Here is a 19,176-nt window from a genome sequence, read left to right on the forward strand (position 1 = left end):
CCGGAGACCAGGGGCGTCTCACCTCAACGACACGCCGCGGCCCTGACCAGGCATTGCCCGCTCAACTTCGAAGAGCCGAGAAAGGCCACGACCTCGCCGGGGCGGATCGTCAGGCTGAGGTCGTCGACGGCGGTGAGCCGCGAACCGTTGCCGCTGCGAAAGGTCTTCGTGACGCCGTCGATGACGAGTGCCGGCGCGGTCTGCGGCGAGCTGGCTGCGCGAATCGCGGTGGAATCGGTGTTGTTCATGACATCAAGACTCGCGCCGCGGGCGCGCCCACACACAGAGCAGATGTCATGTTTCGCCCATGACAAGCGTCATGGGTCGGGCCCGGATGCCCGGGTCAGGAGTCAGCCGACGTGCACGATCGGCCGTCGGCTGATCTCCGGCTCGGCTCGGCGGACGACTTCTCGCGTGACCGCCGCGACCTCGCCTTCGCCGATGAACAAGAACCGGAGGAGGTTGAGCAGCGGGTTGGTCTCGCTCCACTCGAAGTACACGTTGGGAACGATTCCGGTCTGTTCGCGGATGGCCAGTAACGTGGCCGCGATCGTATTGGGCACCGCAGCCGAATCGACCCAGAGGATCCGGTATCCACCTTCGCGGTAGCGTCCGTGAATCAGGAGGTCGGTGGCGAACTCCGACGAGTCGGTCACGTTCACTTCGAGAAACACGATCTGATCGGCGTCGGGAATGTGACTTTCGGCGCGCTGCTGCAGTTCTTTGTCGTGGTATTCGTGCAGCGACCGCTCGTCGGGGTCGTGGGTGACGATCTGTATCTCCCCGGAAGCCGCAGCCTCGTCGATGATGCGTTGTGCTGTCTCGTCGAAAGTGATGATGCCACTTCGCAATTCGAACGATCGGTTGATTCGGGAAGCAAACGACACGATCAGGATCGCCGCGATGAAGAAGGCTGCCACCTGCACACCCTCGGGACGTTCGATGATATTCGCGACGGTGGTGTAGATGAAGATCACCGAAATCGTGGTGAACATCAGCGTGAGTCGTCGGATCCTGCGTTTGCGTACCGAGAGCGTGACGGCGATGGCCGCGGACGTCATCAGAACCAAAACGCCGGTGGCGTATGCGCCGCCCTGTTTGTCGACGTTGGCGTCGAAATAGATCGTGACGCCGAAGGCGATGAGTGCGAAGACGACCACCAGCGGGCGGGTGGCGCGCGCCCAGTCCGGAGCCATGCCGTAGCGCGGCAGGTAGCGCGGCACAAGGTTGAGCAGACCGGCCATCGCCGACGCCCCGGCGAACCAGAGGATGAGGATGGTGCTGATGTCGTAGACGGTGCCGAAACCGCTGCCGAGGTAGTCGTGTCCGAGGTAGGCGAGCGCACGACCGTTGGCTTTGCCGCCGGGCTGGAACTCGTTCTCGGGTATCAGGATGGTGCACACCAGGCTGCTCGCGATGAGGAAGACACTCATGATCAGTGCCGATGTGGTGAGGAGGCGTCGAGTGCCACGGATGCGGGTGATCGGATGATCGGGTGGATCGGCCGGTGAGCCGTCGACCTGCGGCATGACCGCGACGCCCGTCTCGAAGCCCGACAACCCCAGTGCCAGCTTGGGAAACACGAGAACGGCGATCGCGGCCACCATCCACGGATTTCCGTGCTCGGTGAACATCGCCGACTGCCAGTCGATGACGAGATGTGGAGCCTCGACGATGTGCCACATCGCGGTCGCGATCACGACAACGTTGAGACTCAGATAGACGACGACCAACACGACCGCGATGGTGATCGCCTCGGTGAAGCCGCGCAGGAAGACCGCGGCGAGCAGCGCGAGCAGGATCAGTGTGATCAGGACCGTGTGGTTGGAGAAACCGCGTGGGACAAGCGGATTTTCGACGAAGTGGGCGGTCGCGTCCGCGGCCGACAACGTCATCGTGATCAGGAAGTCGGTTGCCGCGAAGCCGAGGAGGACGAGAACGAAGATCTTTCCGCCCCACTTGGGGAGAAGCCGTTCGAGCATCGCGATCGAGCCCTCGCCCTTGGGCGATTTTGCCGCGACGTACCGGTAGACGGGGAGCGCCCCGAACAGTGTCAGTGCGACCAACACCAGCGTCGCCACCGGGGCAACGGTTCCGGCTGCGAGTGCGGCGATACCAGGCTGATAACCAAGCGTCGAGAAATAGTCGACGCCGGTCAGGCACATGACCTGCCACCACCGGTGCGTGTGCGATTCTTCGCTCGGAATGCGGTGCGGCCCCATGAGGCCGGCGGGCTCCGGTGAGATATCGGAGAGCAGCCACTGCCGCATTCGGTGGTCGGAAACGTCGGAACTCACTCGGAAACACTAACCGGACGAACCGTGATTTGGTGTAGCGAAGCTTGTCCGGATTCGTGTCGATCGCGTGACGCCGCATTTGTCCGATATTCGATAGTGCAAACGGTACAAAACGAAAGATCCTGTCGCACAACGGATTCAAAGATTACAAATTGGTCAACACGCCGCCCTGTGGCCGTTTTTCGTTCACGTTTTGTTCTCCGTCATCTCAGTACAGTTCGCGCGGAGTTGCCGCTGGGGCGACGACCGGCGCAGCGCGCGGATCGAGCGAGCGAGCCGAGCAATGAATTCATCTTGAGGGGACTACATGACCACCAACGAGTCACGGATGCGACGGGGTGCCGTTGGCGCACTGGCCATCGGTGCCGTCGCGACCGCCGTCGGCATGGCCGCGGCTCCCGCACACGGCGACGCCTTCGTTCGTTTGCCGGGAGGAACGGCTACCGGAGACGGACTGACGCTCACCCGCACCACTGAATCTGCGCAGATTTCGCCCTCTCTCGCGGCAAATGGCCTCGGCCGCACCGCGTGGGTGAGCGGAAGCGTCGTCCTCAGGGCGCCGGGACTGAAAGACGCCAAGGCGGGACCGAACAACGGCGTCGGTTCGAACGGCGAGGCCACCTACCCGGGCACCGGCGGCGTGTCGACGGATGGCGCGGCGGCGACGCTCTCGGTGGGCTACATCGTCGGTTGCCAGGTGAACGTCGGATCGATGACGGTCGGCGCCACCGGGACACTGAATCTGCTGAGCGCCGGCGCGGTATCGGGTTCGGGCAGCCTCAGCATTCCGCTGACGCCCGGCCAGGTGGTGTTTGCTCAGCTCGATTACAAGGACATCGAGAAGAAGGGCACGTACTACTTCAATTGGGACCGCACGCAGTTGAACATCAACAACTGCGCCGGTTACGCGCAGGCCCGCTCGTACGCGGTCGTGGAGACCACCGGCAGCGATCACCAGAAGGTCAACCTCTACGGCAAGCCCTTCTCGATCGGCTGACCGCTCTCATCACGACCACAACCATTTGAGGGAAAAAATGAACATCAGTTTGAAGCGGCTCGTCACCATCGGCGCGCCCGCGGCATTCACCACCGTCGCCGCCCTGATGGCACCGGCCATCGCACACGCCGACGTCCACGTCGCACTTCCGTCACAGACCGACCAGCAGACCCTCGGCGACGGCACCGTTGTGTCGGTGACCCGTACCAACGAGACGGCCAACATCAACCCGTCGCTCGGCGGAACGCCGCTGCACCGCAACGCATGGGTGTCGGCTACCTACGCAGTCAAGACCAGCAAGGACGCCAAGAACATCAAGATCAGGGCGGGTTACATCGTTGGCTGCCAGGTCAACATCTCCGGTGTCAGCGGTAGCGGCAACGGTGCTGCATCCGGCAAGCCGGGTCCGAATATCGATAGCCCGCCCGCAATCAGTTCGGCAACGACGGGCGCCGGAACCTCGCTGTCGGTCGGCCCGGGCCAGGCGGTCGCCTACTACGTGAACACTGTCGAGTCCGCCGACGACTTCGGCAACCAGAAGCTGAGCAACAAGGTCGGGTACAAGGCCACCAACCATGCGAAGCTCAGCTATACCAACGAGCAGATCGGGATCAACGGCTGCGCGGGTTACGCGCAGGCTCGTTCGTTTGCCGACGTGTACGTCAACACACCCAACGCAGAACAGATCGTCACGTTCTACGGAAAGCCCTTCAGCCTCGGATAACCTCTCACCCGAGTCTGGATTCGACGACCGCGCGGTGCACCTTCGGCTGGGTGCGCCGCGCGGTCCTTTCTGTCGGCGCGGTCGTAACCGGATCGAATGTCGGTGCTCGCATGCCGTGAGACGATCAGGGTATGGCTGACACGGATGCGCCGCTGACCGATGAGCAACTCGTCACCCCCATCGATGATCAGGATTCGATGACCACCGTCGTCATCGCGTTCGTCGCGAATGTCGCAGTCGCCATTGCCAAGACTATCGCCGCGATCGTCACGGGATCGGCGTCGATGACGGCAGAGGCCATGCACTCCTGGGCGGACTCGGGGAATGAGATCTTTCTGCTCATCGCCGAGCGTCGTGGAAACCGTGGCAGGACAAGAAGTCACCCGTTCGGGCACGGCAGGGAAACCTACATCTGGTCGATGTTCGCGGCGTTCGGATTGTTTGCTGTCGGCGCTGCGGTGTCGGTGGTCAACGGCATCACCGCGCTCGTCCACCCGGAAGAAGACACCAACTACCTCGTCGGCTACATCGTGCTCGCGATCTCCGCAGTGCTGGAAGGTATTTCGTTCATACAGTCGGTGCGCCAGGCCAAGGCGGGCGGGCGTCGGATGTCGATGCACCCGCTGCGCTTCGTCAGCCGGACGTCGAATACCACGCTGCGAGCTGTGTTCGCCGAGGACTTCGCGGCACTCGTCGGACTCGCGATCGCTGCTGCGGGCATGGCGTTGCATCAGATCACCGGCAACGCCGTCTGGGACGCGCTCGGATCGATCCTCGTCGGTCTGCTGTTGGGCTTCATCGCCATCTTCCTCATCCGACGCAACAGCGAGTTCCTGCTCGGCCAAGAGGCCATGGCGCCGATTCGCGACGCCATTCTCCTGCGTTTGCTCGCGATGCCCGATATCGATCGGGTCACCTATCTCCACGCGGAGTACGTCGGTCCGATGGAGTTCTACATGGTTGCCGCCGTCGATATCACCGGAGACCTCGCCGAGCACGACGTCGCCTTCCGGCTGCGCAGGCTCGAAGCGCAGATCGAGACGCAGGAGGCCATCGTCGAGGCCGTCCTCACGTTGTCGACCATCGACGAGCCGTCGCTGGTGCCCGCGGGCCAGGTCACGCCGTAGGCGTGATGCCTCCCCAGAGCGGACAGCACGCCGGACGGACCCGACTTCGCGACGCGTAGGTTGAATTCCATGGACTTGCGAATCTTCACCGAACCTCAGCAGGGTGCCACATACGAGACGCTGCTGCGCGTCGCGCGGGCGAGCGAAGGCCTCGGCTACGACGCATTCTTCCGATCCGATCACTACCTGGCGATGAACACCGAGGGACTCCCGGGGCCGACTGATGCGTGGCTCACGTTGGCGGCGCTCGGCCGGGAGACCTCGACGATCCGCCTCGGCACGCTGGTGACGTCGGCGACGTTCCGCCACCCCGGCCAGCTCGCGATCCAGGTTGCGCAGGCCGATGAAATGAGCGGCGGCCGAATCGAATTCGGACTCGGTGCGGGATGGTTCGCCGAGGAGCACGAGGCGTACGCGATCCCTTTCCCGCCGCTCGGAGAACGCTTCGAGAAGCTGACCGAGAACCTCGAGATCATCACCGGACTGTGGTCGACGCCGGTCGGCGACCTTTTCGACTACCGCGGCAAGCACTTTCAGATCAGCAATTCGCCCGCGCTGCCCAAGCCGTCGCAGTCACCGCGACCCCCGATCATCATCGGCGGCATGGGCAAGAAGCGCACCCCCGCGTTGGCCGCGCAGTTTGCCGACGAGTTCAACGTGCCGTTCGCGAAGACCGACGTCGTCGCAGCGCAATTCGACGTCGTGCGCGATGCGTGCACGGCAGCGGGTCGCGGACCCGACGAACTCACGTATTCGGCGGCGTTGACGATCTGCGTGGGCACAAGCGATGCAGAGGTCACACGACGTGCCGACGCAATCGGGCGCGAGGTCGGCGAACTCCGGGAAAACGGTCTCGCGGGTACGCCCGATCAGGTGGTCGAGAAGATCGAGTCGTACCGGGCCATCGGGGTCACCAGGTTGTACCTGCAAATGCTCGACCTCGACGATCTCGACCATCTCGAGCTGGTCTCCTCGGCGGTTGCGCCGCAACTCTGATCGCCTGCTGTGACCGCTGGTTGAGCGGTCAGGCGTGCGCGGCGTCGAACGACGTGTGCATCTCCCAGAAGAGGATCTCGGCCGGCGCGTCTGCGGTGACGGTCAGTGCGGCGGCGCCTGCGGTACGCAGCGCGTCGCCCTCGCCGAGGGTGAGGTGATCGTCGGGTGTCTCGTGGCTCGGGAGCCCGGACACAGCGACGGTGCCGGAGACCACGAACAGGTGCCCGAACGGTGCGGGCGGCAGGGTGACCGGGCGGTCGGGGAGTAGGCGCGCGGCGTGCAGTGCGACGTAGCTGTTGCCGATCTCCAACGCCTGCCCACTCGAGTCACCATCGTGTCCCGACACGATGGTGACCAACTCGCCGTCGGTCAGCGCCTCGTTGACGTCTGCTTCCGCGTAACTCGGTGTGCCGCCCGAATACTCGGGTGCGATCCACATCTGCACGACGCGCAACCGCTGGTTCTCGGCGCGCGTCGACGCGTTGCGTTCGGAATGCCTGATTCCCGATCCCGCCGACATCCGCTGCACGACGCCGGGTGTGAGAACACCTTCGCTTCCTTGTGAGTCCCTGTGGTGCAGAGCGCCTTCGACGACCCACGTCACGATCTCTGCGTCGCGATGCTGGTGGGTGTCGAAACCTGCGCCCGCGTCGACGATGTCGTCGTTGTGGACCAGCAGCATTCCGTGCGCGTTGGCTGCCAGGTCGAAACTGCCGGTGGCAGGAAACGATTGCCGTGAGTCGATGGCCTCGTCGTTCCACATATGGCGGTCGGCCGCGCGGATGAGGCGCCAGCTCGTGGCGTCGGTGATCTGTGTCTGCGTGTCGGTCATGATCTCGTCATTTCGCTCGGTCAGCGGGTGTACTTGCGATGGTGGACTTTTCGGTGTTGAGATGTTCGGTGAGCACCGCCATGAGGTCGGCGAGTTCGCTCGCCTGCACGTCGGAGAGTCCGGACGTGAACAGCCTGTCGACGGCCGCACCGTGATCGCGTGCGGCGGCAGCGAACGCCGAGCGTCCGTCGTCTGTCAGCACCGCGTAGCTACCGCGTTTGTCCTCGGGTGCGGCCTCGCGACGAAGCCATCCGCGCCGGACCATCGCGTCGACCTGGTAGGAGAGGCGCGACGTCGAGAACACCATGCGGTGGGAGAGGTCGCGCATCCGTGCGCGGCCGCCGGGGGATTCGTGGAGGATCAACAGAACGTGGTAGTCCGCCAACGACATTCGGCAGTGTGCACGCAGCTCATCGTCGAGTGTGGTCTGGAGACGGGCGCTCGTCTCGATGAAGAGTCGCCACGCCTGTGCTTTGGACGCGGCGACCTTCTGGGTCGAGGGGTTGGCGGTCATCGAATGCTGGTGTGCGGCATGATCGCATCCGGCGGAATGACGCCGAGACGACCGGCCTGGAAGTCTTCGATGGCTTCGATCAGTTGCTCTCGGGTGTTCATCACGAACGGACCGTAGTGCGCGACGGGTTCGCGAATGGGTGCTCCGCCGAGCAGGAGAACCTCGAGGGCGGGACGGTTGCCGTCCTGCCCGGCATCGGCGGCGACCGTCAGACGGTCACCCTTGCCGAAGACCGCGAGCTGGCCTTGCTCGATCGGACGCGCGTCCGGGCCGACGGTGCCACGCCCGGAGAGGACGTAGGCGAGGGCGTTGAAGTCCTCACGCCACGGCACGGACACCGACGCGCCGGGCGCGACGGTCGCGTGCGCCACCGTGATCGGGGTATGCGTGGAACCCGGGCCCGCATGACCGTCGAGCTCGCCCGCGATGATGCGGACGAGTGCGCCGCCGTCGGGTGAGGCGACGAGCGCGACATTCCCGGCTTCGAGGTTCTGGTAGCGCGGAGTGAGGAACTTGTCCTTGGCAGGCAGGTTGACCCAGAGCTGGATGCCGTGGAACAGACCGCCGGATTCGACCAGCTCAGCCGGTGGTGTCTCGATGTGCAGAATGCCGGCACCGGCGGTCATCCACTGGGTGGCGCCGTTCTCGATCAAGCCGCCACCACCGGTGGAGTCCTGGTGCTGGAAGCGGCCGTCGATGATGTAGGTGACGGTCTCGAAGCCCCGGTGCGGGTGCCAGTCGGTGCCCTTCGGTTCGCCCGGTTCGTAGTCGACCTCGCCCATCTGATACATGTGGATGAACGGGTCGAGGACTGCTGCTGGAACGCCTGCGAAGGCCCTGACCACGGGGAATCCCTCGCCCTCGTATCCGCGGGGACCACGGGTCAGTGACTTCACGGGCCGTTCGGAGGCCTCGAGCGTCGCCGCGGTGAGGCGGGGCAGAGTTGTGGTGTCGGCGGTGATGGCAGGCATCGGAACCTCGTGGTCGGCTATTTGCTCAAATCTGAGCAACTGGTTCAGTCAACCTGCCGGGGTGCGGCGTTATTCCGACGGTGCTGTCGGGTCTACTTCGCTGTCGGGTCTACTTCGCCGCGGCGCGGACCAGGTTGCCGCCGATGATGAGACGTTGAATCTCGCTGGTGCCCTCGTACAGCCGGAGCAGGCGCACGTCGCGGTAGATACGTTCGACCGGCACCTCGCGCATGTAGCCGGTTCCGCCGTGGATCTGCACGGCGAGATCGGCGACCTTGCCGACCATTTCGGTGCAGAACAGCTTTGCCGCCGACGGTCCGATGCGTCGGTCCTCGCCGGAGACGTGCTTGGCGGCGGCCTCGCGAACCAGCGCGCGGCCGGCCATCACTCCGGTCTGCTGGTCTGCGAGCATCGCCTGCACCAATTGGAAAGAGCCGATGGCCTTTCCGCCCTGCGTGGCGTTGGCGGCATGGGCCACCGACTCGTCGAGCGCACGCTGCGCCTGCCCCACCGACAGGGCGGCGATGTGTACGCGCCCGCGGGCCAGCGAGGTCATCGCAGCCTTGTAGCCCTTCTCCTCATCGCCACCGACGAGCGCGGACGAGGGCACACGCGCCCCGTCGAAGGTGACGTCGGCTGTCCACGCGCCCTCCTGGCCCATCTTGGCGTCTTTGCTACCCACCTCGACGCCGGGAGTGTCTGCGGGAACGAGGAATACCGCTATCCCTGTGCCCGACTCATCGGCGGGACGGGTGCGCGCGAATACGACGAAGAGGTCGGCGATCGGCGCATTGGTGATGAAGCGCTTCTGGCCGTCGATCACCCAGTCCTGCCCGTCGCGGGTTGCCCTGGTGCGCAACCCCGCCGGATTCGAGCCCGCTCCCGGTTCGGTGAGTGCGAACGACGCGACCACCTCGCCCGACGCGATGCGTTCGAGCCACTGCTTCTTCTGCTCGTCGGTGCCGAAGTTGACGAGAACCTGACCGGCGATGCCGTTGTTGGTGCCGAAGATCGACCGCAACGCCAAGCTGGTGTACCCGAACTCCATTGCCAGCTCGACATCTTGCGTCAGGTCGAGTCCGAGTCCGCCCCATTCCTGCGGGATGGCGTATCCGAACAATCCCATCTCGGCGGCCTGTGCACGCAGATCGGCCGGTACCTCGTTGGTCTGCATGATCTCGGTTTCGCGAGGCACGACCTTGGTGCGGATGAAGTCGTGGACGAGTTGGCGGATCTGCTCGAAATCTTCGGCGTCGACCTCGGAGGACGGGTTTTCGCTTGCGGTCATGTCTGGAAATTATCAAACGCGGAGACCGCGCCTCCCGCGATCAGGGGCGTCGCCTTGGCGAGGGTCATCGCGTCGTCGAGTTCTTGGAAGGAGTGGGGTTCTGGCGCGCGTGACGCGGGTGCTCATGCCACACGCCCGACGGGACACCGTGTAGACCTGATGGAAAGCACTCGGGCACGAGGCCCGACGACACAAGCGGGGGAACCTCAGTGGCAGACACACGGACGATCGTGATCACCGGCGCCAGCGACGGCATAGGAGCTGTCGCCGCACGCGAGCTCGCCGGACCCGACGTCGACCTGATCATTGTCGGACGGTCGGAGGAGAAGACGAAGGCTGTGGCGGCAGAGGTGGGTGCGACGGCGTTCACCGCCGACTATGCGCGCCTCGACGAGGTGCGCGCTCTTGCCGGCGACATCGCCGCACGGGTCGATTCCATCGATGTGCTGCTCAACAACGCGGGCGGCACGTTCTCGCCGGCACAGAAGACCGCGGACGGACACGAGCCGAACTTCCAGATCAATCACCTCAGCGGGTTTCTCCTGACGAACCTCCTCAGGGAGCAGTTGGCTGCCGACGGTGGCGCGCTGGTGGTCAACACCTCGAGCTTCGGCAACCTGGCCGGCAGCGTGGATCTCACCGACCTGGACTTCGAGCGACGACGCACGATCGAGTTACGGTGCTACGGGACAAGCAAATTGGAGAACATCATGTTCACCAGGGGTATCGCCGATCGATGGCGCGACGACGGGATCGTCTCGGCTGCCGTCCACCCGGGCGTCGTTGCCAGCAGCTTCGGTCGGGACTCGGCCTTCGTCGGACTGTTCTACCGCACACCCTTGAAGCGGTTCGGAACGATCACCCCCGAGCAGGGTGCGCAGCCGCTCATCGCACTGGCGCGTCGTGGTGCCGACCCTGAGATCAACGGCGTGTACTTCGACCGTCTCAAGCCCAATGGTCGCGAAAACAAGCAGGCAAGCCGCCGCGACCTCATCGACGGGCTCTGGACGGCATCGGAGAAGTTCGTCGGGGTCGGCGTCTGACGCCGATCGGTGGCTGTCGTGCACGGGTGGTGCTTGGCCCGAACTTGCTGATCGGGCCGCGCGGTAAGCAATAATGGCCGAATGGCTGACAGCGCAGACGGCACACCTGGCGTCACGAGCGAAGAGCGCACCTTCTCCGGCAAGCACGGTGAGCAGATCTTCTACACAACCCTCACGCCCGCGAGTCCGCGCGGACTCGTCGTCGTCGCACACGGCCTCGGCGAGCACGGCGGACGCTATGCGCACGTCGCGAAGGTCTTCACGGACGCGGGTTTCTCTGTCGCGATACCTGATCACCTCGGGCACGGCCGGTCCGGTGGAAAACGCTTGCGTATCAAGTCATTCAAGCAATTCAGTGATGATCTCGACACCGTCATCACGCAGACCGCGATCGACGGACTGCCCACTTATCTGCTCGGACACAGCATGGGCGGCTGCATCGCGCTCGACTACGCACTCGACCATCAGGACAAACTCGACGGACTGATCCTCTCCGGTGCCGCCGTGATGCCCGGCGACGACATGCCGGGCCCGGTCATCGCCGTCTCGCAGGTTCTCGGCAAGGTCGCGCCCTGGCTGCCGACCATCGCGTTGGATTCGACGGCCGTCTCTCGCGATCCCGACGTCGTCGCTGCATACCAAGCCGACCCGCTGGTGACGCGCGCACGTATTCCGGCGCGGCTGGGCGCGGAGATGCTGTCGACGATGCAGAGCTTCCCCGACCGCGTGGGATCGCTGACGATCCCACTCCTCGTGATGCACGGTTCGGCCGACCGGCTGACCAACCCGGCCGGCAGCGAGATGGTCGAACGCCTCGCGGGCTCCGACGACAAGACACTGGTCATCTTCGACGATCTCTACCACGAGATCTTCAACGAGCCGGAGCAGGACAAGGTGCTCTCGACGACGCTCGGGTGGCTCGAGGGGCACGTCACGCAAGCACAGGGCTAACGTGGCCTCGTCGCCGTGATCTGCTCGACGCCCATGCGTCCGTCGCGGAAGGCCATGCGTCCGCCGACGAGGTAGAGCCGCCACACGCGGGCCATTTCGTCGCCGACCAGGTCGACGGCGCGTGCCCAGTTCTTCTCGAAGGTGTCGTACCAGACGTCGACGGTCCGAACATAATGCTCGGCCATCTCCTCGACGTCGTCGACGCGGAGTCCTGCATCGGTCAGGTACTGCACGGTTCGGTCGACGGGGCGCATGTACATGTCGGGTGCGATGAACGACTCGATGAACGGGCCGCCGCCGGGATGTTTACCCTCGGGGCGTGACATCTGCTGGATGCACACGCGTCCGCCGGGAATGACCTTGTCGCGCAACACCTGTGCGTATGTCGCATAGTTCTGCTCGCCGACGTGCTCGCCCATCTCCAGCGACGCCACGGCGTCGAAAGGAGGGTCGGGGATCTCGCGGTAGTCCTGCACGCGGATCTCTACGCGGTCGGCCAGTCCGCGCTGCGCGATGCGTTCGTCGATGAACGCCTTCTGTTCGCGCGAGATGGTCACGCCGACCACTCGTGCGTCGAAATGCTCTGCCGCATAGAGCGATAGCGATCCCCATCCGCATCCGATGTCAAGGAAGCGTTGTCCGGCAGCCGAATCCAGGCCCACCTTGCGGCAGACGCGCTCGAGTTTGTCTGCCTGTGCGTCGGCCAGCGTGTAGTCGGGATCGTCCGACGTCCAGTAGGCGCTCGAGTACGCCATGTGCTCGTCGAGGATCAGCTCGTAGAAGTCGTTCGACAGGTCGTAGTGGTGGCTGATCGCGGCGCGGTCGCGAGCGCGGGAGTGCAGACGGCCCCGCACCCGTGCCTGGCTGGCGGGTGGAGCTTTGGGGAGGCCGAGAAGTCGGTAGCGGAGAGCCAGTCGCGCGACGTCGAAAAGGACACGCGGCGAGGGTCGGATGCCGGAGAGTCCGCGAGCAGCGGCGACCTCCCACACGTGGGTGAGGGCGTCGTCGAGATCGTCGACAACGTCGAGTTCGCCGGTGACGTACGCCTGGGCTGCACCGAGTTCGCCTGGATGCCAGATGATTCGACGGAGCGCATCGGCACTGTAGATGACGACGTGCGGAGCGTTGTCCGGGCCGACGACGCTGCCGTCCCACGCGGTGAGATGTACGGGGATCTCACCGCCGATGTGGTGTTCGATCACGTCGGCGATGTCACGGGCAACGGTCATCTGGGCTCCTCGCGGGTCGACCTTAATGTGCGACTGTCACCGAGTCTTCGTCGCCCACAGCGTATCCGGATGGGCATGTGTGACCCATCCGGATACGCAGGCTCAGGCGTCGTAGCCCAAGAGCGACTTCACCTCGAGGAACTCGTCGAATGCGTAGTCGCTCCACTCGCGGCCGTTGCCGCTCTGCTTGTAGCCGCCGAACGGTGCCGACGGATCGAGTTGCGCCCCGTTGAGGGAGATCGATCCGGCGCGGATACGTTCGCCGATTCGACGTACCTCGTCGAGATCCTTGCCCGAGACGTATCCCGCGAGGCCGTACTCGGTGTCGTTCGCGATCTCGAGGGCCTCGTCGATGTCGTCGTAGCCGATGACGACCAGCACGGGCCCGAACACCTCGGTCCGCGCGATCTCCATGTCGTTGGTGACGCCGGAAAAGACGGTCGGACGCACGTAGTAGCCGGTCGGCAGATCGTCCGGCCTGCCCGCACCACCGATGACCGGGGTGGCGCCGTCGTCGATTGCGCGCTCGATGAGCCCCTGGATCTTCTCGAACTGCGGCTCCGAGACGACCGGGCCGAGACGCACCTTGCTCGTCGGATCTCCCACTGTCAGTGAGGGTTCAACCGATTTCACGGCCTCGACGACGTCGTCGAGGCGCGAGTTGGGGACCAGCATGCGGGTGGGTGCGTTGCAGGACTGTCCGGAGTTGAGCATGACCGACCCGACGCCGCCTGCGACGTTCTGTGCGAGGTCGTCGTCGTCGAGGATGATGTTGGGGCTCTTGCCGCCCAGTTCCTGCGCGACGCGTTTGACGGTCGGCGCCGCGGTGCGCGCGACCTCGATACCCGCGCGGGTGCTGCCGGTGAAGGAGATCATGTCGATGCCGGGGTGGGCTGCCAACGCCGACCCGACGCCGGGTCCGTCACCGTTGACCAGATTGAAGACGCCCGCGGGAACGCCTGCGGCGTCGAAGATCTCGGCGACGATCGCGGCCGAGAAGGGCGCGACCTCGGAAGGCTTCAGCACCATCGTGCAGCCGGTGGCCAACGCGGGTGCCACCTTGCACATGACCTGATTGAGCGGCCAGTTCCACGGCGTGATGAATCCGCAGACACCGATGGGCTCCTTGACGATTCGAGAGGTTCGACGATCCTCCGCGAAGCGGTACTCGGGCAGCGCCGCGGCGGCGGTCATGAGGTGTCCGAGACCGATCGGTACCTGTGCGGCCTGCGCCAATCCCGCGGGAGCACCCATCTCCTCGGTGACGGCGTCTGCGAGGTCATCTGCGCGCTTCTGATACTCCGCGATGATGGCGTTGAGCACGGCGAGCCTGTCGTCGACGGAGCTGCGTCCCCACGTAGCGAAGGCGCGTCGCGCTGCGCTCACGGCGGCGTCGACGTCTGCGGCCGTGCCCAGAGCCACGTGGCCAGCGGCTTTCTCGGTCGCCGGGTTGATCACGTCGATGAGGTTCAACTCGGTGGGCTCCACCCACTGACCGTCGACGTAGAACTTGGTGATCTCGCGCATCGCTTCTCCTCCTGTGGTGCTGTGTGACCCAAGTTACGCCCGCCGTCGTTGAGTGACGCAAGGCGTCTCTCCGTCGGTCTCCCGCGATCGCTGTTCTCACAATGAGACATGGCAACCGTTCCACGGTGTTGCGAGGCCGACCTAGGCTGGATGCATGATCCACATCGTCGCCAAATGGCAGATCAAGCCCGAGTACGCAGATCAGTGGCCCGACCTGGTTGCCGAGTTCACCGAGGCAACACGATCGGAGCCCGGCAACAAATGGTTCACGTGGTCACGCAGCCTCGACGACCCCAACGAGTACGTCCTGATCGAGGCCTTCGACGACGCCGCCGCCGTCGCTCACGTCTCGAGCGATCACTTCAAAAAGGCGACCGCCGACCTCCCGCAGTTCCTCGTCGCGACCCCGGCAATCATCAACACCACCGTCGACGCCGACGGCTGGTCGGAACTCGGCGAGATGGCCGTCGACTGACCTGCCCAGTGGACTGAACGCAGCGCCCACTCGGCTGAACGAAGCGCCCACTCGACGGGGAAGTGCGGTCGAGTGGGCGCAGTATTTCGTCGAGTGGGCGCTCCGTCGCGTCGAGTGGGCGCGGTATTTCGTCGAGTGTGCGTGCAGGGCCACAAGCACTGCTTGTGACCCCACAATGCTGAGCCGTCTTCCGGCACGTCGGCCGCCCGCCGATGCTGGGAATCATGACCGAGATCCTCGACCGTCCGCTGGCCCCCGACGTTCCGTTGAGCCGGTCGTCGGCGAAGCGTCGCGCAGAAGCGTTTGCTCACATCACGCCCAACTGGTTCGCGGCGGTGATGGGTACGGGGATCGTGGCGACGTCGGCGATCAGCGTTGCCGGAGATCTCTCGGCGGTCCGCGGTTTCGCGACGGCAATCTGGTTGCTCGCGGCGGTGCTACTGGTGGTGATCACCGCGGCGTTCGGTGTGCATTGGGTGCGGCATCCCATGCAGGCACGACGCTACGCCGCCGACCCGGTGATGGTTCAGTTCTACGGCGCGATCCCGATGGCGCTGCTGACCGTCGGAGCGGGCACCATCACCGTCGGGTCGTCGATCCTCGGGACTGACGCGGCGGTCATCGTCGACGCGGCGCTGTGGTCGGTCGGGACTCTCCTGGGGCTCGGGACGGCGATCGCCGTGCCGTTTCTCATGATGACGCGCCATCGACGACGCTCCGATCTCGTCGCGCTACCCGCATGGCTGATGCCGGTCGTCCCGCCGATGGTGTCGGCGACGACCGGTGCGCTGCTGGTCGACCACGTTCCGGCGGGGCAGTGGCGAGTGAGCTTTCTGCTGTTGTGCTACTTGCTGTTTGGACTCAGCTTGTTCCTGGGTCTGATCACGCTCTCGATGATCTATGGCCGCCTGGTTCACGGGACCGTGCCCACCGGGTGTGCGGCGCCGACGATCTGGATCACGCTCGGCGTCATCGGTCAATCCGTCACGGCGGCGAATTCACTTGCCGCGCATGCCGACTCCGCACTCGCCTGGTACTCGTCCGATTCCCACACCATCGCAACGGGTCTGCGGATCTTCGGCGTTGGTTATGGGGTCGCGGCGACGGGCCTGGGCGTGGTGATGTTCGCGCTTGCCACGGCTGTCACCGTGCACAACATCCGTCGTTCGATGCCATTCGCGTTGACGTGGTGGAGCTTCACCTTCCCGATCGGCACCTGCGTGACCGGCCTGGCAGCACTGGGAACAGCGTTGGACTCCACCATGTTTCGTATTGCCGCGGCGTTGCTTCTCGGCGTTCTCGTCACCGCGTGGACGACCGTGTTCACGCGGACCGTCGCGGCGGTTCTCGACGGACGTCTACCGGCAGCAGCGTGAGCGTGTCAGACGACGCCGCTCGGCGACCTACGAGTGCCGGGCTGCTGACGCGGCATGCTGTTGGGCGGCACCGGGTACGGCTTGCCGTACCCGGCCGTGCCCGCCGCGATGTTCGGGCCGCATTTCAGCAGGGCGTTCTGCGCCTTGGGATTCGGGTCGCCGAGGCGGGGTCGTGCGGAGTTCGGTCGATGGGCAAAATCGAACGCCGTCGTCATGTCGCCGACGGTTTGCCTGCGCCAAGAGGTCAGGTTCGGGACGTCGACGCCGAAGCGCTTCTCGATGAGTCGCAATTGCGAAGTGTGGTCGAAGGTTTCGCGCGCGACGAGTCCGCCGCGGCTGTAGGGGGAGATCACGAAGCACGGCACGCGATAGCCGAGTCCGATCGGCCCGCGGATGCCTTTCGACGACGAGACTTTGCCGATGTTCGGCACGCTGACGTACTCGCCTTTGGTGCCGGGGGGAGCTGTCGGGGGAACGACGTGGTCGAAGAAGCCGCCGTTCTCGTCGTAGCTGATGATCAGCGCTGTCTTCTCCCAGACAGCGGGATTCGACGTGAGGATGTCGAGCAGTTGCACAATGCCCACAGCGCCCAAAGCCGCGGGTAGCGCGGGATGTTCGCATTCCATCGCCGGCGGGACGACCCACGACACCTTGGGTAGCCGGTTGGCTGCGACGTCGGCGCGGAAGTCGTTCGGGTAGGTCGGGTCGATACCGCGTCGAGCCAGCTCCGAGTTGGGATTCTGCGCCTGCTTGAAACAGCCCATCATGCCGTCGAGGACAACCGACGAGACCGGTCCGAGGTCTTTGTTGTTGTAGATCTTCCAGCTCACGCCCGCGTCTCTGAGGTTCTCCGGCATGGTGCGCCAGCTGTAGGCGAATTTGGGTATGAGCGTTGGTGTTTCGAGAAGCGGGCCACCGTGCGTGCCCTCGGGGTCGAGCGTTGCGCTCATCCAGTACAGCCGATTGGGGTCGGTGGGTCCGAGTACCGAACAGTGGTACGCATCGCAGATGGTGAACGCCTCGGCGAGCGTGCGGTGGACGGGGATATCCTCACGCTCGTAGTAGCCCATGAGTGCAGGCGCGTTGGCCGGGCCGACCGAATCGATCGACATCGGGAGCCAACCGTCGTTGCGGCCGCCGTTCCAGGCGTGGTGTAGCCCCGCCCATGAATGATCGGGGTCATTGATGCATTCGCCGTCGAGGTTGGCGTCGTTCTCGGTGTCGAGGCGGAACGGCATCGTGTATCCCGACTTGGTCGGTCCGACGCCGGGTGCCCAGCCGCGCTGACGCCACAGCGGCGTCGACTCGCCGAATCCACGAACACCCGAGTAGGTGCCGAAATAGTGATCGAAGCTACGGTTCTCCTGCATGAACAGCACGATGTGCTCGATGTCGTCGAGTGACCCGGTGCCCGCAGGGTCGGCCTGGGCGTAGGCCTTGTCGATGATCGGCGCTGCCCACGACGTGAGCAGTGCGCCGCCGCCGACCGCGGCAACTCTCGACAAGAACTCGCGACGACTCAAACCACCGAACGGCGTCTCTGACATACACACCCCTGACCAGGTCGATTCCACCGTCGGGTCAACGGGCTGCGTCCCCCGCGGCAGAGCGTAACCGCCGAAGTCTAAACCCGCTCGGTGACTACCGTTGAGTGTTCGTGCATACGCAGGGCGTCGACCAGGTGGACAGTGGGTTGGCCGTCAGTGGATGCTGCTCATGACCGCGACGACGACGCCGGCAACCACCAGCACCCCGACGAATATCGCCATCGCGATGGCGAGGCGTCGACGCTTGCGGTTGACGGCATTGATGCCCACGCCGATCCCGATGAGAATGGCCGCCGAGTAAAGCGCGATGGCGAGCGTGAGCACTGCCACCTCGCTCTGATCTGCTGCCAGGATCAGGGCACTCGGCGAAGGCGTCATGCCCTCGAGTACATCATTCGAGTGGAATCCCTCAGCGGACAGGCACCACGGTGGTGTTCCCGAGTTGTGTGAAGCCGGCCCGGTTGTACCCGCGGTCGACGACCGGTTTCCACGTGGCGTTGCCCTGCTCGGCGAGCTTGCCGAGACCTCTGTTGCGCATCCGTTCGTAGCGCGGGAGGTAGCTGGTCGGCACAAGAACAAACGCGTAGTTGCCCGTCCGCTTCACGAGATTCGACGACGCGTTCGGGTCGACGCCGGTGTAGTACGGATGAATCGACGTGTAGCCGTCTTGCGAGGTCGCCACGGCGAGTGTGTTGCCGACGTCGTTCGGGTAGTCGGACATGCCGTCGTACTCACGGCTGATGTCGACGGTCGTGTACTTCGTGTACGGCGTCGGGGTCCCGGTCTTCTGCAGCGTGTTACGCCCATTGAGAGGGTGCTGTGGATTGCCGAACAACACGAAGTACATGTCCGACGCCGCCGGCGAAGTCGCGCTTCCCGCATAGCGTTTGAGCCATTCTGATGCGACGAGAGCGCCCTGCGAGAATCCCATCACGGCCTTCTTGCCCGGTGTCGCGGCGATCGCGGCAGACAACGCCGAGACCCCGCTGTTGACGACCGAACTCAACCATCCCGACGTCTGATACGACACCGATTTGCACGTGTTGGGCGCCTTGCACATGACCCCCTGCAGCTCGGTGGACATCGGCGCCGACACCACGTTCGGATTCGGTCCGATGGTCAGAACCGTGACCCCCGTGTCAGCTTTCGCTGTGGCGGTGCCGAACCAGATGCCCGGCACCACGACGCATAGAGCGCAAAAGAGCACGACAAACTTCGAGCGCATAGCGATTTCCCCCCTGGAAATGTCAGATCGCGCGTGTGACGTTCGAGATGTTATGTC

Annotated in this window: 19 protein-coding genes; 8 read left to right on the forward strand and 11 right to left on the reverse strand. The window is 64.7% G+C overall.

Features of this window, described 5'->3' with window-relative positions:
* Positions 1-23 precede the first annotated feature (23 nt).
* Positions 24-248 carry a hypothetical protein gene (locus A5788_RS17365; RefSeq protein ID WP_064869367.1) on the reverse strand — a complete coding sequence of 75 codons (225 nt, stop codon included), beginning with the start codon at positions 246-248 and terminating at the stop codon, positions 24-26.
* A gap of 102 nt (positions 249-350) precedes the next feature.
* The gene (locus A5788_RS17370; protein ID WP_156525546.1) at positions 351-2,222 is read right to left on the reverse strand and encodes an amino acid transporter; all 1,872 of its coding nucleotides are present in this window, start codon (positions 2,220-2,222) and stop codon (positions 351-353) included.
* Between the two features lie 382 nt (positions 2,223-2,604).
* Between A5788_RS17370 and A5788_RS17375 the strand changes: the two genes are divergently transcribed.
* The 4 genes from A5788_RS17375 (at position 2,605) to A5788_RS17390 (ending at position 6,141) form a co-directional block, all read left to right on the forward strand.
* Complete coding sequence (locus A5788_RS17375; RefSeq protein WP_064869371.1) at positions 2,605-3,294, forward strand: MspA family porin; 690 nt, start codon at positions 2,605-2,607, stop codon at positions 3,292-3,294.
* 37 nt (positions 3,295-3,331) lie between these two features.
* On the forward strand, positions 3,332-4,018 hold the full coding sequence (locus A5788_RS17380) for an MspA family porin (protein WP_049699708.1): 687 nt from the start codon (positions 3,332-3,334) through the stop codon (positions 4,016-4,018).
* A gap of 131 nt (positions 4,019-4,149) precedes the next feature.
* A complete protein-coding gene (locus tag A5788_RS17385; protein ID WP_064869373.1) occupies positions 4,150-5,145 on the forward strand; it encodes a cation diffusion facilitator family transporter in 996 nt (331 codons plus the stop codon).
* A gap of 69 nt (positions 5,146-5,214) precedes the next feature.
* Entirely contained in the window at positions 5,215-6,141 is a 927-nt protein-coding gene (locus tag A5788_RS17390) for an LLM class F420-dependent oxidoreductase (protein ID WP_064869375.1), read from the forward strand.
* Between the two features lie 28 nt (positions 6,142-6,169).
* Here A5788_RS17390 and A5788_RS17395 read toward each other — a convergent pair whose 3' ends face one another.
* The 4 genes from A5788_RS17395 to A5788_RS17410 all read right to left on the reverse strand — a co-directional run bounded on the left by A5788_RS17395 (position 6,170) and on the right by A5788_RS17410 (position 9,746).
* Positions 6,170-6,973, reverse strand: a complete 804-nt coding sequence (locus A5788_RS17395; protein WP_064869377.1) for a pirin family protein — start codon at positions 6,971-6,973, stop codon at positions 6,170-6,172.
* Between the two features lie 7 nt (positions 6,974-6,980).
* Positions 6,981-7,487 (reverse strand): MarR family winged helix-turn-helix transcriptional regulator, encoded by a 507-nt coding sequence (locus tag A5788_RS17400; RefSeq protein ID WP_064869379.1) that lies wholly within the window; start codon positions 7,485-7,487, stop codon positions 6,981-6,983.
* Positions 7,484-8,458: a pirin family protein gene (locus A5788_RS17405; protein WP_064869381.1), complete on the reverse strand. Its 975-nt coding sequence runs from the start codon at positions 8,456-8,458 to the stop codon at positions 7,484-7,486. Before A5788_RS17405 ends, A5788_RS17400 begins: the two co-directional genes overlap by 4 nt.
* A 109-nt stretch (positions 8,459-8,567) precedes the next feature.
* Positions 8,568-9,746 carry an acyl-CoA dehydrogenase family protein gene (locus A5788_RS17410; protein WP_064869383.1) on the reverse strand — a complete coding sequence of 393 codons (1,179 nt, stop codon included), beginning with the start codon at positions 9,744-9,746 and terminating at the stop codon, positions 8,568-8,570.
* A 209-nt stretch (positions 9,747-9,955) separates the two neighbouring features.
* Here A5788_RS17410 and A5788_RS17415 point away from each other — a divergent pair, with 209 nt between their 5' ends.
* Positions 9,956-10,789 (forward strand): SDR family NAD(P)-dependent oxidoreductase, encoded by an 834-nt coding sequence (locus A5788_RS17415; RefSeq protein ID WP_049699701.1) that lies wholly within the window; start codon positions 9,956-9,958, stop codon positions 10,787-10,789.
* A gap of 81 nt (positions 10,790-10,870) precedes the next feature.
* On the forward strand, positions 10,871-11,740 hold the full coding sequence (locus A5788_RS17420) for an alpha/beta hydrolase (protein WP_064869385.1): 870 nt from the start codon (positions 10,871-10,873) through the stop codon (positions 11,738-11,740).
* Here the strand turns inward: A5788_RS17420 and A5788_RS17425 are convergent.
* Together A5788_RS17425 and A5788_RS17430 are read right to left on the reverse strand one after the other, a co-directional pair.
* Positions 11,737-12,969, reverse strand: coding sequence for an SAM-dependent methyltransferase (locus A5788_RS17425; protein WP_064869391.1), 1,233 nt, complete (start codon positions 12,967-12,969; stop codon positions 11,737-11,739). The two genes, A5788_RS17420 and A5788_RS17425, sit on opposite strands and share 4 nt — an antisense overlap.
* Positions 12,970-13,071: 102 nt before the next feature.
* A complete protein-coding gene (locus A5788_RS17430) occupies positions 13,072-14,496 on the reverse strand; it encodes an aldehyde dehydrogenase family protein (RefSeq protein WP_064869393.1) in 1,425 nt (474 codons plus the stop codon).
* Between the two features lie 154 nt (positions 14,497-14,650).
* Here A5788_RS17430 and A5788_RS17435 point away from each other — a divergent pair, with 154 nt between their 5' ends.
* Positions 14,651-14,971: a putative quinol monooxygenase gene (locus A5788_RS17435; RefSeq protein WP_064869396.1), complete on the forward strand. Its 321-nt coding sequence runs from the start codon at positions 14,651-14,653 to the stop codon at positions 14,969-14,971.
* A gap of 224 nt (positions 14,972-15,195) precedes the next feature.
* A complete protein-coding gene (locus tag A5788_RS17440; RefSeq protein ID WP_064869422.1) occupies positions 15,196-16,347 on the forward strand; it encodes a TDT family transporter in 1,152 nt (383 codons plus the stop codon).
* 5 nt (positions 16,348-16,352) lie between these two features.
* On the opposite strand, the gene A5788_RS17445 is transcribed toward A5788_RS17440, so the two are convergent.
* The 3 genes from A5788_RS17445 to A5788_RS17455 all read right to left on the reverse strand — a co-directional run bounded on the left by A5788_RS17445 (position 16,353) and on the right by A5788_RS17455 (position 19,119).
* Positions 16,353-17,894, reverse strand: coding sequence for a phospholipase C (locus A5788_RS17445; protein WP_064869398.1), 1,542 nt, complete (start codon positions 17,892-17,894; stop codon positions 16,353-16,355).
* Positions 17,895-18,047: 153 nt separating this feature from the next.
* Entirely contained in the window at positions 18,048-18,272 is a 225-nt protein-coding gene (locus A5788_RS17450; RefSeq protein WP_049699695.1) for a hypothetical protein, read from the reverse strand.
* Between the two features lie 31 nt (positions 18,273-18,303).
* Positions 18,304-19,119, reverse strand: coding sequence for a PE-PPE domain-containing protein (locus A5788_RS17455; protein WP_082937904.1), 816 nt, complete (start codon positions 19,117-19,119; stop codon positions 18,304-18,306).
* Positions 19,120-19,176: the final 57 nt, after the last annotated feature.

The sequence above is a fragment of the Gordonia sp. 852002-50816_SCH5313054-c genome (assembly GCF_001665925.1).
In the GTDB taxonomy this organism is placed as follows: domain Bacteria; phylum Actinomycetota; class Actinomycetes; order Mycobacteriales; family Mycobacteriaceae; genus Gordonia; species Gordonia jacobaea.

What these genes read in the sequence shown, in the direction of transcription:
- A5788_RS17365 (WP_064869367.1), bottom strand. Translation starts at nt 248, where the DNA reads ATGAACAACACCGATTCCACCGCGATTCGCGCAGCCAGCTCGCCGCAG.
- A5788_RS17370 (WP_156525546.1), bottom strand. Translation starts at nt 2,222, where the DNA reads ATGGGGCCGCACCGCATTCCGAGCGAAGAATCGCACACGCACCGGTGG.
- A5788_RS17375 (WP_064869371.1), top strand. Translation starts at nt 2,605, where the DNA reads ATGACCACCAACGAGTCACGGATGCGACGGGGTGCCGTTGGCGCACTG.
- A5788_RS17380 (WP_049699708.1), top strand. Translation starts at nt 3,332, where the DNA reads ATGAACATCAGTTTGAAGCGGCTCGTCACCATCGGCGCGCCCGCGGCA.
- A5788_RS17385 (WP_064869373.1), top strand. Translation starts at nt 4,150, where the DNA reads ATGGCTGACACGGATGCGCCGCTGACCGATGAGCAACTCGTCACCCCC.
- A5788_RS17390 (WP_064869375.1), top strand. Translation starts at nt 5,215, where the DNA reads ATGGACTTGCGAATCTTCACCGAACCTCAGCAGGGTGCCACATACGAG.
- A5788_RS17395 (WP_064869377.1), bottom strand. Translation starts at nt 6,973, where the DNA reads ATGACCGACACGCAGACACAGATCACCGACGCCACGAGCTGGCGCCTC.
- A5788_RS17400 (WP_064869379.1), bottom strand. Translation starts at nt 7,487, where the DNA reads ATGACCGCCAACCCCTCGACCCAGAAGGTCGCCGCGTCCAAAGCACAG.
- A5788_RS17405 (WP_064869381.1), bottom strand. Translation starts at nt 8,458, where the DNA reads ATGCCTGCCATCACCGCCGACACCACAACTCTGCCCCGCCTCACCGCG.
- A5788_RS17410 (WP_064869383.1), bottom strand. Translation starts at nt 9,746, where the DNA reads ATGACCGCAAGCGAAAACCCGTCCTCCGAGGTCGACGCCGAAGATTTC.
- A5788_RS17420 (WP_064869385.1), top strand. Translation starts at nt 10,871, where the DNA reads ATGGCTGACAGCGCAGACGGCACACCTGGCGTCACGAGCGAAGAGCGC.
- A5788_RS17425 (WP_064869391.1), bottom strand. Translation starts at nt 12,969, where the DNA reads ATGACCGTTGCCCGTGACATCGCCGACGTGATCGAACACCACATCGGC.
- A5788_RS17430 (WP_064869393.1), bottom strand. Translation starts at nt 14,496, where the DNA reads ATGCGCGAGATCACCAAGTTCTACGTCGACGGTCAGTGGGTGGAGCCC.
- A5788_RS17435 (WP_064869396.1), top strand. Translation starts at nt 14,651, where the DNA reads ATGATCCACATCGTCGCCAAATGGCAGATCAAGCCCGAGTACGCAGAT.
- A5788_RS17440 (WP_064869422.1), top strand. Translation starts at nt 15,196, where the DNA reads ATGACCGAGATCCTCGACCGTCCGCTGGCCCCCGACGTTCCGTTGAGC.
- A5788_RS17445 (WP_064869398.1), bottom strand. Translation starts at nt 17,894, where the DNA reads ATGTCAGAGACGCCGTTCGGTGGTTTGAGTCGTCGCGAGTTCTTGTCG.
- A5788_RS17450 (WP_049699695.1), bottom strand. Translation starts at nt 18,272, where the DNA reads ATGACGCCTTCGCCGAGTGCCCTGATCCTGGCAGCAGATCAGAGCGAG.
- A5788_RS17455 (WP_082937904.1), bottom strand. Translation starts at nt 19,119, where the DNA reads ATGCGCTCGAAGTTTGTCGTGCTCTTTTGCGCTCTATGCGTCGTGGTG.